Source organism: Buchnera aphidicola (Chaetogeoica yunlongensis) (genome assembly GCA_039829965.1).
GTDB lineage: Bacteria > Pseudomonadota > Gammaproteobacteria > Enterobacterales > Enterobacteriaceae > Buchnera_B > Buchnera_B aphidicola_BA.
Window position 1 is genome coordinate 569,501 of sequence record CP139909.1, and the last position, 18,899, is coordinate 588,399.

16 protein-coding genes and 4 tRNA genes are annotated in these 18,899 nt (G+C 23.2%); 7 read left to right on the plus strand and 13 right to left on the minus strand.

Annotated features, from left to right (window positions below):
• Positions 1-216 precede the first annotated feature (216 nt).
• Both UAR70_02615 and dapF read right to left on the minus strand, forming a co-directional pair.
• Entirely contained in the window at positions 217-1,434 is a 1,218-nt protein-coding gene (locus UAR70_02615) for an MFS transporter (GenBank protein XBC39734.1), read from the minus strand.
• Positions 1,435-1,627: 193 nt separating this feature from the next.
• Entirely contained in the window at positions 1,628-2,488 is an 861-nt protein-coding gene (dapF, locus tag UAR70_02620; GenBank protein XBC39735.1) for a diaminopimelate epimerase, read from the minus strand.
• Positions 2,489-2,670: 182 nt separating this feature from the next.
• Between dapF and cyaY the strand changes: the two genes are divergently transcribed.
• Entirely contained in the window at positions 2,671-2,970 is a 300-nt protein-coding gene (gene cyaY / locus UAR70_02625) for an iron donor protein CyaY (protein XBC40005.1), read from the plus strand.
• A 384-nt stretch (positions 2,971-3,354) separates the two neighbouring features.
• Here the strand turns inward: cyaY and UAR70_02630 are convergent.
• From UAR70_02630 to UAR70_02670, 9 genes are all read right to left on the minus strand, one after another.
• Positions 3,355-3,428, minus strand: a tRNA-Pro gene (locus UAR70_02630).
• Between the two features lie 51 nt (positions 3,429-3,479).
• Positions 3,480-3,552 (minus strand) — tRNA-His (locus UAR70_02635).
• A 67-nt stretch (positions 3,553-3,619) separates the two neighbouring features.
• Positions 3,620-3,693, minus strand: a tRNA-Arg gene (locus UAR70_02640).
• Between the two features lie 206 nt (positions 3,694-3,899).
• Entirely contained in the window at positions 3,900-5,159 is a 1,260-nt protein-coding gene (rho, locus tag UAR70_02645; GenBank protein XBC39736.1) for a transcription termination factor Rho, read from the minus strand.
• Positions 5,160-5,398: 239 nt separating this feature from the next.
• The gene (trxA, locus tag UAR70_02650) at positions 5,399-5,728 is read right to left on the minus strand and encodes a thioredoxin (protein XBC39737.1); all 330 of its coding nucleotides are present in this window, start codon (positions 5,726-5,728) and stop codon (positions 5,399-5,401) included.
• 189 nt (positions 5,729-5,917) lie between these two features.
• Positions 5,918-7,864 carry a UvrD-helicase domain-containing protein gene (locus UAR70_02655; GenBank protein XBC39738.1) on the minus strand — a complete coding sequence of 649 codons (1,947 nt, stop codon included), beginning with the start codon at positions 7,862-7,864 and terminating at the stop codon, positions 5,918-5,920.
• A gap of 84 nt (positions 7,865-7,948) precedes the next feature.
• Complete coding sequence (gene ilvC / locus UAR70_02660; GenBank protein ID XBC39739.1) at positions 7,949-9,427, minus strand: ketol-acid reductoisomerase; 1,479 nt, start codon at positions 9,425-9,427, stop codon at positions 7,949-7,951.
• 52 nt (positions 9,428-9,479) lie between these two features.
• Positions 9,480-11,315, minus strand: a complete 1,836-nt coding sequence (gene ilvD, locus UAR70_02665) for a dihydroxy-acid dehydratase (GenBank protein ID XBC39740.1) — start codon at positions 11,313-11,315, stop codon at positions 9,480-9,482.
• A 285-nt stretch (positions 11,316-11,600) separates the two neighbouring features.
• Positions 11,601-11,673: transfer RNA gene (locus UAR70_02670), tRNA-Trp, on the minus strand.
• A gap of 172 nt (positions 11,674-11,845) precedes the next feature.
• Here UAR70_02670 and UAR70_02675 point away from each other — a divergent pair.
• The 5 genes from UAR70_02675 to fdx all read left to right on the plus strand — a co-directional run bounded on the left by UAR70_02675 (position 11,846) and on the right by fdx (position 16,161).
• Positions 11,846-13,060 (plus strand): IscS subfamily cysteine desulfurase, encoded by a 1,215-nt coding sequence (locus UAR70_02675; GenBank protein XBC39741.1) that lies wholly within the window; start codon positions 11,846-11,848, stop codon positions 13,058-13,060.
• 19 nt (positions 13,061-13,079) lie between these two features.
• Entirely contained in the window at positions 13,080-13,460 is a 381-nt protein-coding gene (gene iscU / locus UAR70_02680; protein XBC39742.1) for a Fe-S cluster assembly scaffold IscU, read from the plus strand.
• 241 nt (positions 13,461-13,701) lie between these two features.
• Positions 13,702-14,193: a Fe-S protein assembly co-chaperone HscB gene (gene hscB, locus UAR70_02685; protein ID XBC39743.1), complete on the plus strand. Its 492-nt coding sequence runs from the start codon at positions 13,702-13,704 to the stop codon at positions 14,191-14,193.
• Positions 14,194-14,213: 20 nt separating this feature from the next.
• Positions 14,214-15,737 carry a Fe-S protein assembly chaperone HscA gene (gene hscA, locus UAR70_02690; protein XBC39744.1) on the plus strand — a complete coding sequence of 508 codons (1,524 nt, stop codon included), beginning with the start codon at positions 14,214-14,216 and terminating at the stop codon, positions 15,735-15,737.
• A 100-nt stretch (positions 15,738-15,837) separates the two neighbouring features.
• Positions 15,838-16,161, plus strand: coding sequence for an ISC system 2Fe-2S type ferredoxin (fdx, locus tag UAR70_02695; GenBank protein ID XBC39745.1), 324 nt, complete (start codon positions 15,838-15,840; stop codon positions 16,159-16,161).
• 16 nt (positions 16,162-16,177) lie between these two features.
• Here the strand turns inward: fdx and der are convergent, their stop codons facing one another.
• The gene (gene der / locus UAR70_02700) at positions 16,178-17,575 is read right to left on the minus strand and encodes a ribosome biogenesis GTPase Der (protein XBC39746.1); all 1,398 of its coding nucleotides are present in this window, start codon (positions 17,573-17,575) and stop codon (positions 16,178-16,180) included.
• Between the two features lies 1 nt (position 17,576).
• Positions 17,577-18,071: a tetratricopeptide repeat protein gene (locus UAR70_02705; protein XBC39747.1), complete on the minus strand. Its 495-nt coding sequence runs from the start codon at positions 18,069-18,071 to the stop codon at positions 17,577-17,579.
• A 371-nt stretch (positions 18,072-18,442) separates the two neighbouring features.
• Between UAR70_02705 and UAR70_02710 the strand changes: the two genes are divergently transcribed.
• The gene (locus tag UAR70_02710) at positions 18,443-18,529 is read left to right on the plus strand and encodes a hypothetical protein (GenBank protein ID XBC40006.1); all 87 of its coding nucleotides are present in this window, start codon (positions 18,443-18,445) and stop codon (positions 18,527-18,529) included.
• The last annotated feature ends 370 nt before the right edge of the window (positions 18,530-18,899 follow it).

The window sequence follows — 18,899 nt, forward strand, 5'->3', positions numbered from 1 at the left end:
ATCTTTAAACCATTTTTTAAAGATATAGATATAATACATTATTTAAAATAAAATACAAAATATAAAATGTACTATAATAATATTATTTTTAAGGAATATTTTATATCATATAATTCACATAAACAATAGTTCTATATCATTATATAAATTTATATGAAAATATCATCCATATACAATTAATAAAAATTCATTATATAGAATATTTTAATACTAATTCTATATTATAGTTTTTTGATATTTTAGCAATTTCATTGCAAAAAATATTCCAATAAGTAAAAAACTAATCACAAAAATTGAAATTCCTAACCATTCCCCTACAGACCAAAATATTCCACTAACAGTTCCAAAAACACTTGATCCTAAATAGTAAGAAAACAAATAAATCGAAGAAGTTGATCCCTTACTTTCTTTTGATTGTTGACTAATCCAAGTACTAGTAACAGAATGAGCTGCATAAAAACCAGCCGAAAATAATATCAAACCTAAAATAACTAAAAACATTGTATTCCACTGCGTAACTAAAATACCAAAAATCATCATCATTAATGCCGTTATTAATATAATACTTTTTTTGTATTTTCTAATAAGAATACCCGCTTGAGGAGAACTATATACACCTATTAAATAAATTACTGATAACAAACCTATAGAAGTTTGATTAAAATAAAAAGGCTTTAATATTAATCTATATCCAATATAACTAAAAATCGTTATAAAACTCCCCATTAATAAACACCCCATACAAAACAACTTAGATGTAACTGGATGTTTCCATTGTCTTAAAAAATTTGAAACAATATGACGAAAATTTAAATTTACAGAAGAAAAATTTTTTGATGTAGGTAATAAAAATACAAACAAAATAGAAAATGCAAACGCCAAAAAACTTATAAATTCTAAAGCAACATTCCATGAAAAATATTCACATAACAAACTACTCAAAAACCTTCCTGCAAAACCACCAATAGTATTTCCACTAATATACAATCCTATAGAAAAAGACAAAATCCCAGGATGCATTTCCTCACTTAAATATGTCATAGCTACTGATGCTACTCCACTCAATGCTAATCCTGTTAAAGCTCTCATTAAAACAATATTTTCCCAAGTACTCATACCTGAACAAAAAAAAGTCAAAAAAGAAGCTAAAAATAAAGAAGTAGACATAACTACCTTTCTACCTATTGAATCTGATAACGGACCTGCAAATAACATCCCAATAGACATCATTGCTGTAGGTGCTGATAAAAACAAACTACTTTGTACAGGACTCAAAGAAAATTCTTTAGAAAATAAAAAAAGAATAGGTTGTACACAATATAATAGAGAAAAAGTTGAAAAACCAGCTAAAAAAAGAGCTATGGTAACTTCTGTAAAAGCTTGACTACCACGTTGTATATAATTTTTATGACATGAAAAAATTTTAAGTTTCATAATGAAAAATCTTACACAAAGTAATACATTTGTAATTTTTATATATATTATTTTAATAACAGTATCAAAACTATTATTTAACTTACAAATTAAAAATAATTATTTTTAATAAAAAATAACTAATTTATATATTAAAATATTATAAACAATAAATACAACTTAAAATATATAAATTTTATAACTATTATTCTATTTATAAAAAATTACATAAATTAACATATCCATCATAAACATGAGTAGCTGAACCTATCATATATAATCCATTTTTACCACCTTTCCACATAATATCTAAACATCCTTTTAAAAATCTAACTTTAACTTTATCACGTAATAATCCTTTATTAATTCCTATAGCTACAGCAGCACATGCTGCACTTCCACATGATAAAGTTTCTCCAACACCCCGTTCATAAACTCTTATAGAAATGTTATTTAAAGACAATATTTCTACAAAACTTACATTGATTTCTTTAGGAAATGATTTATGAATAGATAACATAGAACCTATCTTTTGAACTGGATATGCATCCAAATTATTCACATAAATAATACAATGAGGATTTCCTATCGATACCACATCAAAATTTAATACATAATCAAAAATTTTTATCGTATATGGTTTAGGAGTATACTGAATTAAATAAGGAATATCATTCGGTTCAAAAGAAGGAATTCCCATATTCACGCAAACATTTTTATTATCTAATATTTTTAAAATTAATATTGAATTAATATTAGTATGTACAGAAAATACAGTTTTCTTTGAAAGATTATTTAATAATATAAACAAAGCTAAACATCTAGCTCCATTGCCACACTGAGTCACTTCTATACCATTTGAATTGAAAATCCTATAATGAAAATCTGCATTTGCATTTTTAGAATAATCAACTAATAACAGTTGATCAAAACCTATTCCAGTATATCTATTAGATAAATTTTTAACTATAGTTTGTGTAATAGATACATTTTGCCTAATCATGTCTATCACTATAAAATCATTACCTAAACCGTGCATCTTAGAAAATTTTAATTTGGAATTTTCATTAATCATATATATATTTTATTAAATAAATTTTTAAATTAAAATATTACTATTATTTGGTATTTATGATAAAATTATAAATTAAATTTGAATTCTATCTAAATTAATTCAATTTAAAAATTTATCTGAATACTAAAAAACATAATATAATTTTAAATTGTACAAGGAATTTAAAATGAAAAAAAAAAACTATATTATTACAAAATAATTACAATAAATTAGTTGAACAACTATTTCTAAATATTGAAAATAAAATCGATAAATATCAAGAAAAAAATGATATTGATTATGACATACATCAAAATATTATAACTATCACATTAAGCAACAATAATAAAATTATTATTAACAAACAAGAATCATTATACCAAATTTGGTTAGCAACAAATAAAAATGGATACCATTTCCAATACATCAATAACCAATGGATATGCATTCGAACTAAAAAAAACTTTTGGGAAATACTTAAAAAATCTTGTAAAATTCAATAAAAATAAACTTATTAAATTTTAATATAAAACAAATAAAACAATTATAAAAATAAATTATACGGTAATAAAAAATATAATTTAATTTTATAAAAAATTTAAATTTAAAATTTATATAACAAAATATTGCAAAATATTTTAAATCAATGAAAAATCAGTTATCTAAAAAATTGTTGTAAATTAATATTATCTAACACAATTTTTTAATTTCAATCACAATCAATCAAAACACTACATCTCTAGAAAAATATAAATAAAAAAATTATCATTATTGAAATTTAACATACTATTATACAAATAACACGATAAAATATTAAATATATACTACTTCTCTAACAATAAAATATTTATCTAAATTACAACTCTAAAAAAATTTAAAATATATACTCGGTGAGAAAGGATTTGAACCTTCGACCCACTGGTCCCAAACCAGTTGCGCTACCAAGCTGCGCTACTCACCGAAAAAAAAATATTATTTTAAACTAAAAATAGATATTAATATAAAAATTTTGGGTGGCTAATGGGGCTCGAACCCATGACAACTGGAATCACAATCCAGGACTCTACCAACTGAGCTATAGCCACCAATTTATATAAATAACAATAAAAACTTCAAAAAAAAATAAATAAAAAATTGTACATAAATGTTCTCTGCGTCTGACAGGATTTGAACCTGTCACACCTACCTTCGGAGGGTAGTGCTCTATCCAAATGAGCTACAGACGCAAAATATATTTTATATAATATATTATATAAAATATATTTAATATTAAATTTATTTTGATAAAATGTCTAGTAATTTTTATTTTTATAATTATTTTATTTTTAATAAATTTTTATTTGAAAAAATATATTAATTTAACAAAAATCAAATTAATATCATTTGATAAATATTTAAAATTTATTAAAACTAAAATATTTAAACAAACACACTAAGAACGCTTCATCATATCAAAAAATTCATTATTTGTTTTTGTCATCGATAACTTATTAATTAAAAATTCCATTGCATCTATTTCTCCCATAGGATGAATAATCTTACGTAAAATCCACATTTTTTGCAATTCATCAGGTGTAGTTAACAATTCTTCTTTTCTAGTTCCAGATCTATTATAATCAATAGCAGGAAAAACTCTTTTTTCTGCTATTTTTCGAGATAAGGGTAATTCCATATTTCCAGTTCCCTTAAACTCTTCATATATCACTTCGTCCATCTTAGATCCAGTATCAATTAATGCAGTAGCAATAATAGTCAAACTACCCCCTTCTTCTACATTTCGTGCAGCTCCAAAAAAACGCTTAGGTCTATGTAAAGCATTAGCATCAACACCTCCTGTTAATACTTTTCCTGATGCTGGAACAACAATATTATATGCCCTTGCCAATCTAGTAATAGAGTCTAATAGTACAATAACATCTTTTTTATGTTCGACTAATCGCTTAGCTTTTTCAATAACCATTTCCGATACTTGAACATGTCTAGATGCAGGTTCATCAAATGTAGATGCTATGACTTCTCCCTTGACTAATCTACGCATTTCAGTGACTTCTTCTGGTCTTTCATCAATTAATAATACAATTAATACACAATCAAAATGATTATAAGCTATACTCTGTGCTATATTTTGTAACAACATAGTTTTACCTGCTTTAGGAGGAGCGACAATTAAACCACGTTGTCCCAATCCAATAGGAGATGCTAAATCTAATACACGAGCCGTTAGATCTTCTGTTGATCCATTTCCTCTTTCCATTCTCAATCGAGAATTTGCATGTAAAGGTGTTAAATTTTCAAATAGAATTTTACTTCTAGCATTTTCAGGTTTATCATAATTAACTTTATTGACTTTTAGTAAAGCAAAATATCTTTCTCCTTCTTTAGGAGGGCGTATTTTTCCAGAAATAGTATCTCCTGTACGTAAATTAAATCTCCTAATTTGACTTGGAGATACATATATATCATCAGGTCCAGCCAAATAAGAACTATCAGAAGAACGAAGAAAACCAAATCCATCTTGAAGTATCTCTAAAACTCCATCTCCGAAAATATCTTCTCCACTCTTAGCATGTTGTTTTAGTATAGAAAAAATAATATCTTGTTTTCTCATTCGAGCTAAATTTTCTAATCCTGCATTATCTCCAAGAAAAATTAGTTCAGATATAGGTATATTTTTTAATGCCGTAAGATTCATAATAATGCTTTTCTTAATAAATTTAAAATAATTTTTAAAATAATTTGTACAAAAATAAAAAATATAATCATTTAATAATTTTTACTTATACGATATTGTTTTAAAAAAAATTTTAAAAATAACTAACCTTGATTCAAATTTTAAAAAATTTCAAAGCATTTAATACTACCATAACGGTAGTATTAAATCTAGAATTTAAATCATATTTTAAAATTAAATTGATTTTAAAAAATAATAATTTATTCTAAATTAGTTTTTAAAAAATCATTGAGTTGATGTTTAGAAATAGAACCTATTTTTGTATCCATTAACTTACTATTTTTAAATAATAATAATGCCGGAATACCTCTAATAGCATATTTAAGTACAATTTTAGGATTTAAGTCAACGTTAATTTTAGCTATAATTAATTTATCTTTATATTCTCGGGCAACCTCTTCCAATATAGGTGCTAAAATTTTACATGGAGTACACCAATCTGCCCAAAAATCTAACAATATCATTTTTTTAGATTCTAATATATATTGTTTAAAAGTACTATCACTTAACTCTATAATATAATTATCCATTATTTCCTCTAAAAACAAATAATTATTTTTTAAAAAATATTAAATATAAAATATCATGACTTAATAAATTAAGACAATAACTTCTATAATAGATATATATAAAACACATCTCAATAATAAAAAATATGAATTATTAATTCTACGAATTAAAGCAAATCTGATTAAAATTACTATACATGGCTATTCTATTTAACTGAAAATTTTATTGTATCCCCAAGATAAATCATCATTCGGTAACTCTAATAAAAATCTACTAGGTTTAGTATCTATTAAAACACCATATTGAAAACGCTGTATAGAATAACTAAAAAACAACTCTTTTTTTGCTCTAGTAATTCCAACATACATTAATCTTCGTTCTTCATCTACATGTTTTTTAATAATGCTACGATAATGAGGTAAAATTCCTTCTTCTACTCCTACAATAAAAACATATAAAAACTCTAATCCTTTTGATGCATGTAAAGTCATTAATTGAAGACAATTAGAATTATGTTTTTCATCATTATTTAATGAAATTTGTACAACAAAGTCTGAAATTATTTCAAATAAAATATTTATAATAGATTTATCTAAAACAATTTTTTTTTGTACTTCACAAATAATCCAATTTAAAAAAATTAAAACATTGTTAATACTTTGATTGCGTAAATTTAAATTATCATATCTTTTAGTTAACCATTCCAAATATCGTGTTTTAACTAAAAATTCCTGTAATGTCCTAAAAGGATCTGATTGAAGTTGTAATGAAATATTTTTTATTAAAAAAACAAATTCCTGCAATCTCTTAAAAATACGTTTCGACACAATAGATTCTAAATCTATACTAGAACTAACAATAAATAAACTTTTTTGTTTAAATTTAGCAAATTTTTTTAATTTATTTACAGTAATTAATCCAATTCCTCTTAATGGTTTATTAATTATTCTTAAAAATGCAATATCATCATTTGGATTAATAATCAAACGTAAATATGACACTAAATCTTTAATTTCAGATAAAGAAAAAAACGATTTATTCTCTAAAATCTGATATGGAATTTTAAACTGAATTAAAAATTTCTCAAAAATTTTAACTTGATAATTACTTCTATATAAAATAGCGTAATCTTTATATTGAGTGTTATTAGTTAATTTATGTAACATTATTCTTGCTAATACTTTTTTAGCTTCATCACTCTCATTCTTAGCTGATATTATTTCTATAACTGGTCCATAATTAAAATTTGAAAACAACTCTTTTTCAAAAAAAATTAAATTATTTTGTATTAGTTTATTCGCTATTTTTAAAATTCTTCCAGAAGAACGATAATTACGTTTCATGGTTATAATTCTTAAACAATCATAATCTTTTTTTAATAATAAAAAATTATTAATGTTAGCACCTCTCCAAGAATAAATAGCTTGATTATCATCACCTACAAAAGTAAAATTAGATTTTTTATTACTCAATAATTTTATTAATTCATACTGAATGAAATTAGTATCTTGATATTCATCTACTAATAAATATTTAATCTTAGTATTCCAACGATTTCTAGACTCTGGATAATTTTTTAATAAAAGAGTTGGTAAAAAAATTAAATCATCAAAATCTAATATATTAAATTTCTTCAAATAAGAATCATATAATTTATAATAATTAGCAAATTCAATATCCTGACACGAATAATAAAAATTCTTTACTTCATGTGGTCTTAATAATCTATTTTTCCAATTAGAAATAACATTTTGTACTTTTTTTAAAAAAATATTATCTTTCTTAGAAATAATTTCTTGTAATACTTTTATTTGATTATATTTATCAAAAATAGAAAAATTAGGTTTTAATTTTAATAATTTCAATTCAGATTTTATAATTTTCAAACCTAATGCATGAAATGTAGAAATATTTGTTTCATAAATACATTTTAAAGATAATGGTAATAAATTTAATACCCTTTTCTGCATTTCATAAGCAGCTTTATTTGTAAATGTAATAGCTAAAATTTCTTTAGGATCATAATTACATACTTTAATTAAATGAATTATCTTATTAACAATAACTTTCGTTTTTCCTGATCCAGCACCAGCCAAAACCAAACAAGGACCAGAAATATAATTTATTGCTTCTATCTGAGATTCATTTAATGACATAAAAATTTCAGTCCTAGTTAAAACAATAAAAATTTATATAAAAAACATCTTTTATATATATTTATAAACAATTGCAACGTGTAATTATTTCACAATGTTAATTGATTTCATATTAGTCATATAACTTCTTAATTGTTTACCAACAATTTCTATTGGATGATTTCTAATTTTAGTATTTAAAGAATTTAAATATGTATTATCAATTTTGTTATCAGATAATTTATTACCTAAATCACCATATTGTAATGTATTCATAAAATTTGTTAATAAAAAAACTGCTGAATTATAAAATAAATAACTACCATATTCTGCTGTATCAGAAATAACTAAATTCATTTCATAAAGTCTTTTTCTAGCAATAGTATTTGCAATTAAAGGTAATTCATGAAGAGATTCATAATATGCTGATTCCTGTGTAATACCTGTTTCTACCATAACTTCAAAAGCTAATTCTACTCCAGCTTTAATTATTGCAACCATAAATAATCCATTTTCAAAATATTCATGTTCTAATATTGAAATATTTTTTTCAAAATCATATTTTTCAAAAGCAGTTTCTTGAATATCTTTTCTCCAAGCAATTAATTGTTTATCACCATCATTCCAATCTAACATCATATTTCTAGAAAAAACTCCTGAAATTATATCATCCATATGCTTACGAAATAGTGGAAAAAAAAGTGTTTTTAAATTATCTGACAATACACAAGCTCTGATTTTAGCTGTATTAGATAACCTATCTAACATCAGTGAAATACCACCTTGTTTTAAAGCTTCTGTAATTACTTCCCATCCAAATTGAACAAGTTGTCCTGAATAGTTACAATCATGCCCTTGAATAAGTAGTTTATTATAACATAATATTGAAGCAGTCTGAATCAATCCACACAATATAGTTTGCTCACCCATTAAATCTGATTTTACTTCTGCAGAGAAAGAAGAATATAAAACTCCAGCTCGATGCCCACCTATAGCAGTAACCCATTCTTTTGCAGCTTGTAAACCTATATTATTAGGATCATTTTTAGAATGAACAGAAATTAATGTTGGTACACCAAAATTTCGTTTGTATTCTTCTCTAACTTCTGTTCCAGGACATTTAGGAGCAACCATAATAACCGTAATATCTTTTCGTACTCTTTGACCTACTTCTATAATATTAAATCCATGAGAAAATCCAAGAATAGAATTTTTTTTCATTAAATTCTGCAAATAATCTACTATTTTTTGATGTTGTTTATCTGGGGCTAAATTAATTACCAAATCAGCATAAGGTATAAGATCTTTATATGCACCTACAACAAAACCATTATCGACTGCGTTTTGCCAAGAAAAGTTTTTATTTTTAATAGACTCGTTACGTAATACATAAGATACATCAAGACCAGAATCTCTCATATTTAAACCCTGATTTAACCCTTGAGATCCACATCCAATAATTACAATTTTTTTTCCTTTTAAAATTTTAAAATTCTCAGAAAAATTACTTTTACTTATTAATTTACATGTCTGTAATTGAATTAATTTTTCACGAAAAGATAAAGAATTAAAATAGTTACCCATAATAAATATTTCCCAATGTCAAAAAAATACTATATTTTTTATTTATACTTAATTATATTTTTCTAACTGCACCTTTGTCAGCACTAGTAGCAAATTTAGCATATGCCTTTAACGAAGAAGTAATAAATCGTTTTCTATATAACGGTGTATAAGCATTCACACCTCTACTTTTTTGTTCATCTATTCTCAAATACAACTCTTCTTCAGTAATATCTAAATTAAGAAAACGATTAGGAATATCAATATTAATCATATCACCAGACTTAATCAAAGCAATAGCACCTTGATTAGCTGCTTCAGGAGAAATGTGTCCTATTGATAAACCAGAAGTTCCTCCAGAAAAACGTCCATCTGTTATTAAAGCACAATATTTATCTAATCCCATGGATTTTAAATAAGATGTCGGATATAACATTTCCTGCATACCTGGTCCTCCTTTCGGACCTTCGTATCGAATAACAATAACAGTACCTTTACGAACTTTTTTATTTAAAATTCCAAATACTGCTTCTTCTTGACTTTCATAAACTAATGCTTGACCACAAAATACTAAATTGTTAGCACCCACACCAGCAGTTTTTACAATACAACCATCTTGAGCAATATTTCCATATAAAACAGCTAAACCTCCATCTAAACTAAAAGCATACTTTTTAGCACGAATACAACCCTTTCTACGATCTATATCTAAAGAATCCCATCTATTTGATTGAGAAAAAGGTTCAATAGTCCTCTTCCCAGAAGGAGCTGCATAAAAAAATTTAGTATGTTTAATATTATTAGAATTAGTAATACAATATTTCAGTAACATTTCTTCTAAAGTTAATCCCAAAATATTAAATGTATTTCTATATAATAAATCAATTTTATTCAATTCTTCTAATATGCTAATAACTCCACCAGCTCGATGAAAATCTTCTATATGATACAAATCACTATTAGGAGCTAATTTACATAAATTTGGAGTTTTACGAGATAATAAATCAACATCTGATAATTTAAAATTAATTTTACCTTCTTGAGCAGCAGCTAATAAATGTAAAACGGTATTTGTAGAACCTCCCATAGCAATATCTAATGTCATAGCATTGCAAAATGATTTTCTATTAGCTATATTACGAGGTAAAAACCTTTGATTATTATTTTCATAATACTCCTTTGTAATTTTAACTATAATTTTTCCAGCTTGTAAAAATAATTTTTTTCTATCTACATGTGTAGCTAAAATAGTACCATTACCCGGTAACGATAAACCTAAAGCTTCCATTAAACAATTCATAGAATTAGCAGTATACATACCAGAACATGAACCACAAGTCGGACATGCTGACTTTTCAATTTTATTTATCATTTCTTTAGAAAAGCTGGAATTTGCACTATATGTAATAGCATCTACTAAATCTAATTTTATTTCTGTATCTGCTATAGTAATTCTACCTGATTCCATAGGACCACCAGATACAAAAACACAAGGAATATTTAAGCGCAAAGCAGCCATCAACATTCCAGGTGTAATTTTATCACAATTAGAAATACATACCATAGCATCTACACAATGAGCATTAATCATATATTCTACTGAATCAGCAATCAATTCACGAGAAGGTAATGAATACAACATTCCTGAATGTCCCATCGCAATTCCATCGTCTATAGCTATAGTATTAAATTCTTTTGAAACACCCCCGTGTAACTTAATTTGTTGAGATACTAAACTACCTAATTTTCTTAAATGAATATGTCCAGGAACAAATTCAGTAAAAGAATTTACTACAGCTATAATGGGTTTCTTAAAATCATCATCAGACATACCTGTTGCTCGCCATAAAGCTCTTGCTCCAGCCATATTTCGACCTTGAGTAGTCACAGAAGAACGATATCTCGGCATGTTTTATATATTCCTATAAAAATAAATTCTTATTCAATCAAGTAAAATTTTTAAATATAAAATAATTAAATATTTTTATATTTTTTCAAAAAAATATAAGTTAATATTAAATTATAATAAAATTAATCAACATAAATACAAAAAATAAAAATGTATATAAATACACTTTTATATATGAAATTTATTGAATTAAGTAAAAAAACTTCTAATTAAAAATAATTTTTTCGAATTATATTATATTTTAAATATATTCAAGAAGAGTTAATAATAAATCTTTATTATTTTCAGGGACGAAGGGATTTGAACCCCCAACTTTCGGTTTTGGAGACCGATACTCTACCAATTGAGTTACGTCCCTAAACTTTTATTAGAAAATAAACTAATTATTTTCCTATAATAAAATTAACCATACTATCTATACATTGTACTATGAAATAAAATTCAAGTCTATAAACAAATTTTAAAACTATTTTATAAAATTTTTTATAAAAAATAAAATATTTAACTTAAAATTTAAGGACATCACTTAAATGCAATTTCCAATTTATTTAGATTATGCAGCAACTACTCCTGTTGAACCAGAAGTTGTAAAAAAAATGATAAAATATTTAACAAAAGAAGGAGAATTTGGAAATTCAGCATCTCGTTCTCATCAATTTGGTTGGAAAGCTGAAGAAGCCATTGATATAGCAAGAAATCAAATTGCTAATTTAATTCATGTTGATTCTCGAGAAATAATTTTTACTTCAGGTGCAACTGAATCAAATAATTTAGCTATTAAAGGTATTGCAGAATTTTATCAACAAAAAGGAAAACATATCATTACATGTAAAACTGAACATAAAGCAGTTTTAGATACTTGTAGATATCTTGAAAATAAAGGTTTTAAAATTACATATTTAACTCCTCTAAAAAATGGTTTAATTGATTTAAACAAATTAAAAAAAAATATTAATAAAAATACTATTTTAGTATCTATAATGCATGTAAATAATGAAACAGGAATAATACAAAATATTTATGAAATTTCTAAAATATGCAAGTTAAAAAAAATATTTTTTCATGTAGATGCTGCACAAAGTATAGGAAAGTTAAATTTAAACTTAAAAGAACTAAAAATAGATTTAATGTCGTTATCTTCACATAAAGTATATGGGCCAAAAGGAATCGGTGGACTATATGTTCGAAGACAACCTAGAGTTCGTCTATCAGCACAAATTCATGGTGGTGGTCATGAAAGAGGAATGCGATCAGGCACATTGCCTGTACATCAAATTGTAGGTATGGGAATAGCATTTGATATTGCCAAAAAAAAAATAAATGAAGACTATAATCGTATAAAAAAACTCCGAAATTATTTATGGGACGGTATTAAAAACATTGAAGAAGTATATTTAAATAGTAATATAGAGAATAGTGTTCCTCATATTTTAAATGTTAGTTTTAATTATGTAGAAGGTGAATCTTTAATTATGGCATTAAAAAATCTAGCAGTATCATCGGGTTCAGCTTGTACATCAGCTAGTTTAGAACCCTCTTATGTACTACGTGCACTAGGACTAAAAGATGAATTAGCACATAGTTCTATTCGTTTTTCCTTAGGAAGATTCACCACTCAAAAAGAAATTGATTATACTATTAAAGCAGTTCATAAATCTATAACACACTTAAGAAATTTATCACCACTTTGGGAAATGTACAAATCTGGAATTGATTTAAATAATATTAAATGGACTCATAACTAATTCAATATGAGAAAAAAATATGACATACAGTAAAAAAGTCATGGATCACTATGAAAATCCTCGAAACGTAGGATCTTTTAAAAATGAAGATACAAACATTGGCAGTGGAATAGTAGGTGCTCCAGCATGCGGAGATGTTATGAAACTACAAATTAAAGTTAACGAAAATGGAATTATACAAGATGCATGTTTTAAAACATATGGTTGTGGTTCAGCAATTGCCTCTAGTTCTTTAGCAACTGAATGGATTAAAGGAAAGTCTTTAAAAGAAGCAGAAAATATAAAAAATACTAATATTGCACAAGAACTTGATTTACCTCCAGTAAAAATACATTGTTCAATTCTAGCAGAAGACGCTATTAAAGCTGCTATTACCGATTATAAAAGTAAAAATAAATAAAATTTATAATTTCTAAAAAAAAATGTATTTTGTAAAACATTTTTAATGTATGTTAAAGTGCATAAATTTTGTACTTTAACATAATTAAAAAAAAATATATTATTATTTTAGATGGAAATTGAATATATTTTTTATTTAATATAAACAAAATAATAGTTAATATCTATTAATTTTTTTTAAATTATAATAATTATACTATTACATTACAAATTTAATTTTATTAAATAATATATTAAACATTATGAATTATTTTAAATTATTTAAAATTCCTCAAAAAATAGAATTAGATATTAATAATCTTACAATTAAATATTATAAATTACAAAAAAAATTTCATCCAGATACATATGAACGAAAAAAACACAAAAAAACTGACAACAAATTATATCTAAAAAATTCTATTTTACTTAATAAAGGATATTGTATTTTAAAAAACATATTAACAAGAGCGGAACATTTATTATTTCTTAACAATATAAAAAAAAATATTAATAAAGAAAGTTTTTTAGACTCAAATTTTTTAAAAATACAATTAAAATTATTTGAAGAAATAAAACAAAATAAAGATAAAAAAGATAAAATATTAATCCAAATTAAAAAAGATAAAAAAATATACATCGAACAACTAAAAATGCTATGTAATAAAAAAAAATGGATACTAGCTCATAATATATTATGTAAATTATTTTTTATTAATAAACTTATTAATAATATAAAAGAAATAAATGATTAAGAAAACTTTGGAAAATTGTTATGATAACGTTAAATAAAATTAATAAAAAAAATAATACATTTAAAAAAATTTCAGAGTTATCTATTGGAATTGATTTTGGCACTACATATTCTCTAGTATCTACTGTAATTAAAAATAATGTTTACATTATTACAGATAAATATAATCGAGCATTATTACCATCAATAGTTAATTATTCAATTCCTAACAAAACTCTTGTAGGTTGGCAAGCGGAAAATATGGTTATTAATGATCCTATTAATACAATTATTTCTGTAAAACGTTTAATTGGATATTCTTATACGGAAATAAAAAAATTATATCCTAATTTGCCCTATCATTTAAAAAATAATACGAATAATACACTATCTTTTATTACAAATAACGGAAAAAAAAATATAGTAGAAGTATGTAGTCAAATTTTCATGACGTTAAGAAATAGGGTAATATCAACTTTTAATCAAGAATTTAAAAATACAGTAATTACTGTTCCAGCACATTTTGATGAAAAACAACGACAAGAGATAAAAAAATCAGCTGAATTATGTAAATTAAACGTCATAAGATTAATTAATGAACCAACAGCAGCTGCTATTTCATATGGATTGTATTCTAAAAAAAATAAAACTATTGCTGTGTATGACCTAGGAGGAGGAACTTTTGATATCTCTATTTTAAAACTACATGAAGGAATTTTTGAAGTATTAGCTACTTCTGGAAATATTCATTTAGGTGGAGATGATTTTGATCAATTATTAATTGATTATATATTAAAAAAAACAAATTTATTAAATACTGAAATAAATAACTTTACACAAAGAAAATTATTACATCTTGCTAAATCGATAAAAATAAAATTAACTTCTATAGATTGTATAAAATTCCAACTAAATGATCAAAAATTTTATAAAATTACTAGATTAGAATTTAATTCTATAATTGAACCATTAATTCTAAAAACATTAAGAATATGTCAAAAAGTATTACACGATGCCAATATTGATTTAAAAAATATAGAAGAAATTATCTTAGTAGGAGGTTCTACATATATTCCAATCTTACGAAAAAAAATTGCTGATTTTTTTCAGAAAGAACCATTAAGTTCTATTAATCCTGATCAAGTTGTTGTTGCAGGAGCTGCAATTCAAGCTAATATGTTAACTTGTAATAACAACAAAAACAATTTTATATTATTAGACGTAGTATCATTATCTTTAGGTATTGAAGTAATTGGAGAAACAGTAGAAAAAATTATCCTAAAGAACACTAAATTACCCACTTCTAAAACCAAAATTTTTACCACATTCAAAGATGGACAAAAAACAATATTAATACATGTCGTGCAAGGTGAAAAAGAACTAGTAAAAGATTGTCGATCTTTATCTCGTTTTGTTTTAAAAAATATTCCATCAAAACCAGCTGGAAAAATAATAATCGTAGTTAATTTTCAAATCGATGTAAATGGATTATTATCGGTTATGGCAAAAATTAAATCTACGAAAATTAAACAAAAAATCACTGTAAACTTTTTAAAAAAAAGTTAAAAAATAAAAATCATTTCAATTCTTTATTATACTTTTTTAAATACAGAAATATTAAAAATATAAAAATATATTTTCATTAAAATATTAAATAAGAAAAACTATGCCAAAACTTATAATTTTACCTCATGAAATTCTTTTACCAAAGGGCGGTATATTCCATGCCACAGAAGGAGAAACAATTTTAAACATAGCTTTAAATAATAATGTTAATATTGAACATGCTTGTGAAAAATCATGTGTTTGTACAACTTGTCATTGTTATGTTCATCAAGGATTATCTTCACTATCTATATGTCATGAAAAAGAAGAAGATATATTAGATCGTGCATGGAATTTAAAAGAAAATAGTAGATTAAGTTGTCAGGCTAAAATTGGAAATAAAGATGTAAAAATTGAGATTCCTAAATACACTATAAATCAATAATTCATTAATTTCTTAATCAATTTTTATGATAAAAAGGATTTCTATTTGTTTTAAAATATAAAATGATAGAAGAACCTACAATATTTAATTTAGATTGAAAAAAATTAGTAAGATATTTTTTATAATTCAAAGATAAATTTTCTAATTTATTTCCATGAATAATTATGGTAATAGGATTATACCTACCAATATGTGCATATTTTATTTTAATTTGATGTTTATTGTATATTGGTGGTTTATGATTTTTTATTGCCAATTGTAAAATGTCTGTTATCTGTGAAGTTTTAAATTTTCTAGTAGAATGATAAAAGGCTTGTTCAATTAGTTGAAATAATTTGTTTATTCCTGTTTTTTTCTTTGCTGAAATAAAATGATATTTTACGTAATTCATAAATTTTAATTTTCTGGAATGAATAATTTCTATTCTTTTTTTGTTAGAAATCAGATCACATTTATTTAATACTATAACAATGGGGCAACTATAATTTTTTATACAATGAAATAAATATAAATCTTGATCTGATATTTCATTTTCAGCATCAATAACTAGTAATGCAATATTTACTAATTTGAGAGTGTTTAAAGTTTTATATACAGAAAGTTTTTCTATTTTTTGATTAATGTTTTTTTTCTTTTTTACACCAGCTGTATCAAAAAAAATATATTTTTTTTTATCATGTTTAATCAAATGAAAAATAGAATCTCTAGTAGTACCTGGTTGATCATGGGTAACCATTCTTTCCTGATTAAGAAGAGTATTAATTAAAGTAGATTTTCCTACATTTGGTTTACCTATAATTGCTATTTTAATAATTTTTTCTAATGAATTTATACACATTTTTTTTTTATGTGTAATAGAGTACATTAAATTAAAATTATTTTTAGATTTTTCTGAATTTTTATTAGAAATATTTAATAAAAGAAAAATTTGATTTAATAAAAATTTAATACCTATTCCATTTGTAGCAGAAATATAAAAAGTGTTTTTTATTCCTAAAATACAAAATTCATTTTTTAATACATCTACATTTAAACCTTCAATTTTATTAACTAATAAAAAAATATTTTTTTGATATTTTTTTAGGAGTTTGAAAATTTCAAAATCTTGATTTATTACTTTTTCTCGAGCATTTACAACAAAAAAAATTAAATTTGATTGTTTAATAGAAAGAATTACTTGCTTTAAAATTTCTATATATAAAGAGTCTTTTTCTGTTTTCTTATTGTTTAAACCTGGAGTGTCAATTAAGATTATTTTTTTTGTATTATTAGAAATAATATAACCATACTTTCTGTCACGTGTTAATGATGCATAATTAGAAACTAGTGCATCATTACGATTACAAATTAATTTGTTAAATAAAGTTGATTTTCCAACATTGGTTCTTCCAATTAAAGCAATAACAGTTTCCATATTATCTTCTTTTATTATTTTTTAAATTAAAGTTATGACTAAATTTCATTAAATAGTTTATTTTCATCTCTATAATTTTGTTAAAGTCAAAAAAATTTTTTTGAGTAATGTTTTTCTTCCATAGATGAAGAGCATGTTCTACTTTATTTAGTTTAAAATAAATATCTCCTTTAAAATTGTTTTTTATATAATCCCAAGAATCATCTTGAATACTATTTATTATATTTATGGATTTTTTTAAACTACCATTTTGGAATTGAATTTGTGCTATCTTCAAAGAATACAAATTGAAAATATTAGAATCAATTGAATATTTTCTACTTATTTCTAATATTTTTTTTGCGTCATTTAATTTGTTATTTTGTATATATAATTTTACTAATTTTAATATTGTTAAATTTCCATTAATATTTTTATTTTTTTGGATAAAATTTTTTATTTTTTCTAACTCATATTCTTTTTTATGTATCAAAAATTCTATATTATTATCGTGCATATTAATATATTTTTTTTTTTCTATAAATTTTATGCTAAAGAAGTATAAAACTATTATTATTAGTGATAAAAAAATGATAAAAAAAAATTTTTGATGTAAATTAAATGACCCGTTTATATATTTATTGTTCATAATTGGTGTATATTATTTTATAGGTGCTAATTTTATATTAATTTTCTATTTTCAATAATAAATAAAAAATTGAATTTAAAAATTAATAGTGTTTTATAAAAAATTTTATATTATTTTTATCTATAAAATGCATCATTAAATATAAAAATTATATCATAAAAAATTCTGATTTATAAAAACCAGTTTAGTAAAAATTAATAATATATATACTAGGAAAAAAAGAAATTAACAATATATTAATAGAAGCAGGACCAACACTTTCTAGTGAATTTTTAAAACTAAATCTAATAAATGAATTAATTTATATATTGCACCTAAATTACTAGGGCATTGCGCGTATCCGTTATATATATACTTATAATATTATATATATACATTAATAATATTATATATATACTTATAATATTATATAAATACATTAATAATATTATATATATAATTATAATATTATATATATAATTATAATATTATATATATACTTATAATATTATATATATACTTATAATATTATATATATACTTATAATATTATATAAATACATTAATAATATTATATATATACTTATAATATTATATATATACTTATAATATTATATATATACTTATAATATTATATAAATACATTAATAATATTATATATATACTTATAATTTTAAAATTAAATAAAAATTTTTACCAAAACTATGGAGTATATTTT

Excerpts from the sequence above, each read along its gene's own strand:
- UAR70_02615 (XBC39734.1), bottom strand. The coding sequence starts at position 1,434 with ATGAAACTTAAAATTTTTTCATGTCATAAAAATTATATACAACGTGGT.
- dapF (XBC39735.1), bottom strand. The coding sequence starts at position 2,488 with ATGATTAATGAAAATTCCAAATTAAAATTTTCTAAGATGCACGGTTTA.
- rho (XBC39736.1), bottom strand. The coding sequence starts at position 5,159 with ATGAATCTTACGGCATTAAAAAATATACCTATATCTGAACTAATTTTT.
- trxA (XBC39737.1), bottom strand. The coding sequence starts at position 5,728 with ATGGATAATTATATTATAGAGTTAAGTGATAGTACTTTTAAACAATAT.
- UAR70_02655 (XBC39738.1), bottom strand. The coding sequence starts at position 7,864 with ATGTCATTAAATGAATCTCAGATAGAAGCAATAAATTATATTTCTGGT.
- ilvC (XBC39739.1), bottom strand. The coding sequence starts at position 9,427 with ATGGGTAACTATTTTAATTCTTTATCTTTTCGTGAAAAATTAATTCAA.
- ilvD (XBC39740.1), bottom strand. The coding sequence starts at position 11,315 with ATGCCGAGATATCGTTCTTCTGTGACTACTCAAGGTCGAAATATGGCT.
- UAR70_02675 (XBC39741.1), top strand. The coding sequence starts at position 11,846 with ATGCAATTTCCAATTTATTTAGATTATGCAGCAACTACTCCTGTTGAA.
- iscU (XBC39742.1), top strand. The coding sequence starts at position 13,080 with ATGACATACAGTAAAAAAGTCATGGATCACTATGAAAATCCTCGAAAC.
- hscB (XBC39743.1), top strand. The coding sequence starts at position 13,702 with ATGAATTATTTTAAATTATTTAAAATTCCTCAAAAAATAGAATTAGAT.
- hscA (XBC39744.1), top strand. The coding sequence starts at position 14,214 with ATGATAACGTTAAATAAAATTAATAAAAAAAATAATACATTTAAAAAA.
- fdx (XBC39745.1), top strand. The coding sequence starts at position 15,838 with ATGCCAAAACTTATAATTTTACCTCATGAAATTCTTTTACCAAAGGGC.
- der (XBC39746.1), bottom strand. The coding sequence starts at position 17,575 with ATGGAAACTGTTATTGCTTTAATTGGAAGAACCAATGTTGGAAAATCA.
- UAR70_02705 (XBC39747.1), bottom strand. The coding sequence starts at position 18,071 with ATGCACGATAATAATATAGAATTTTTGATACATAAAAAAGAATATGAG.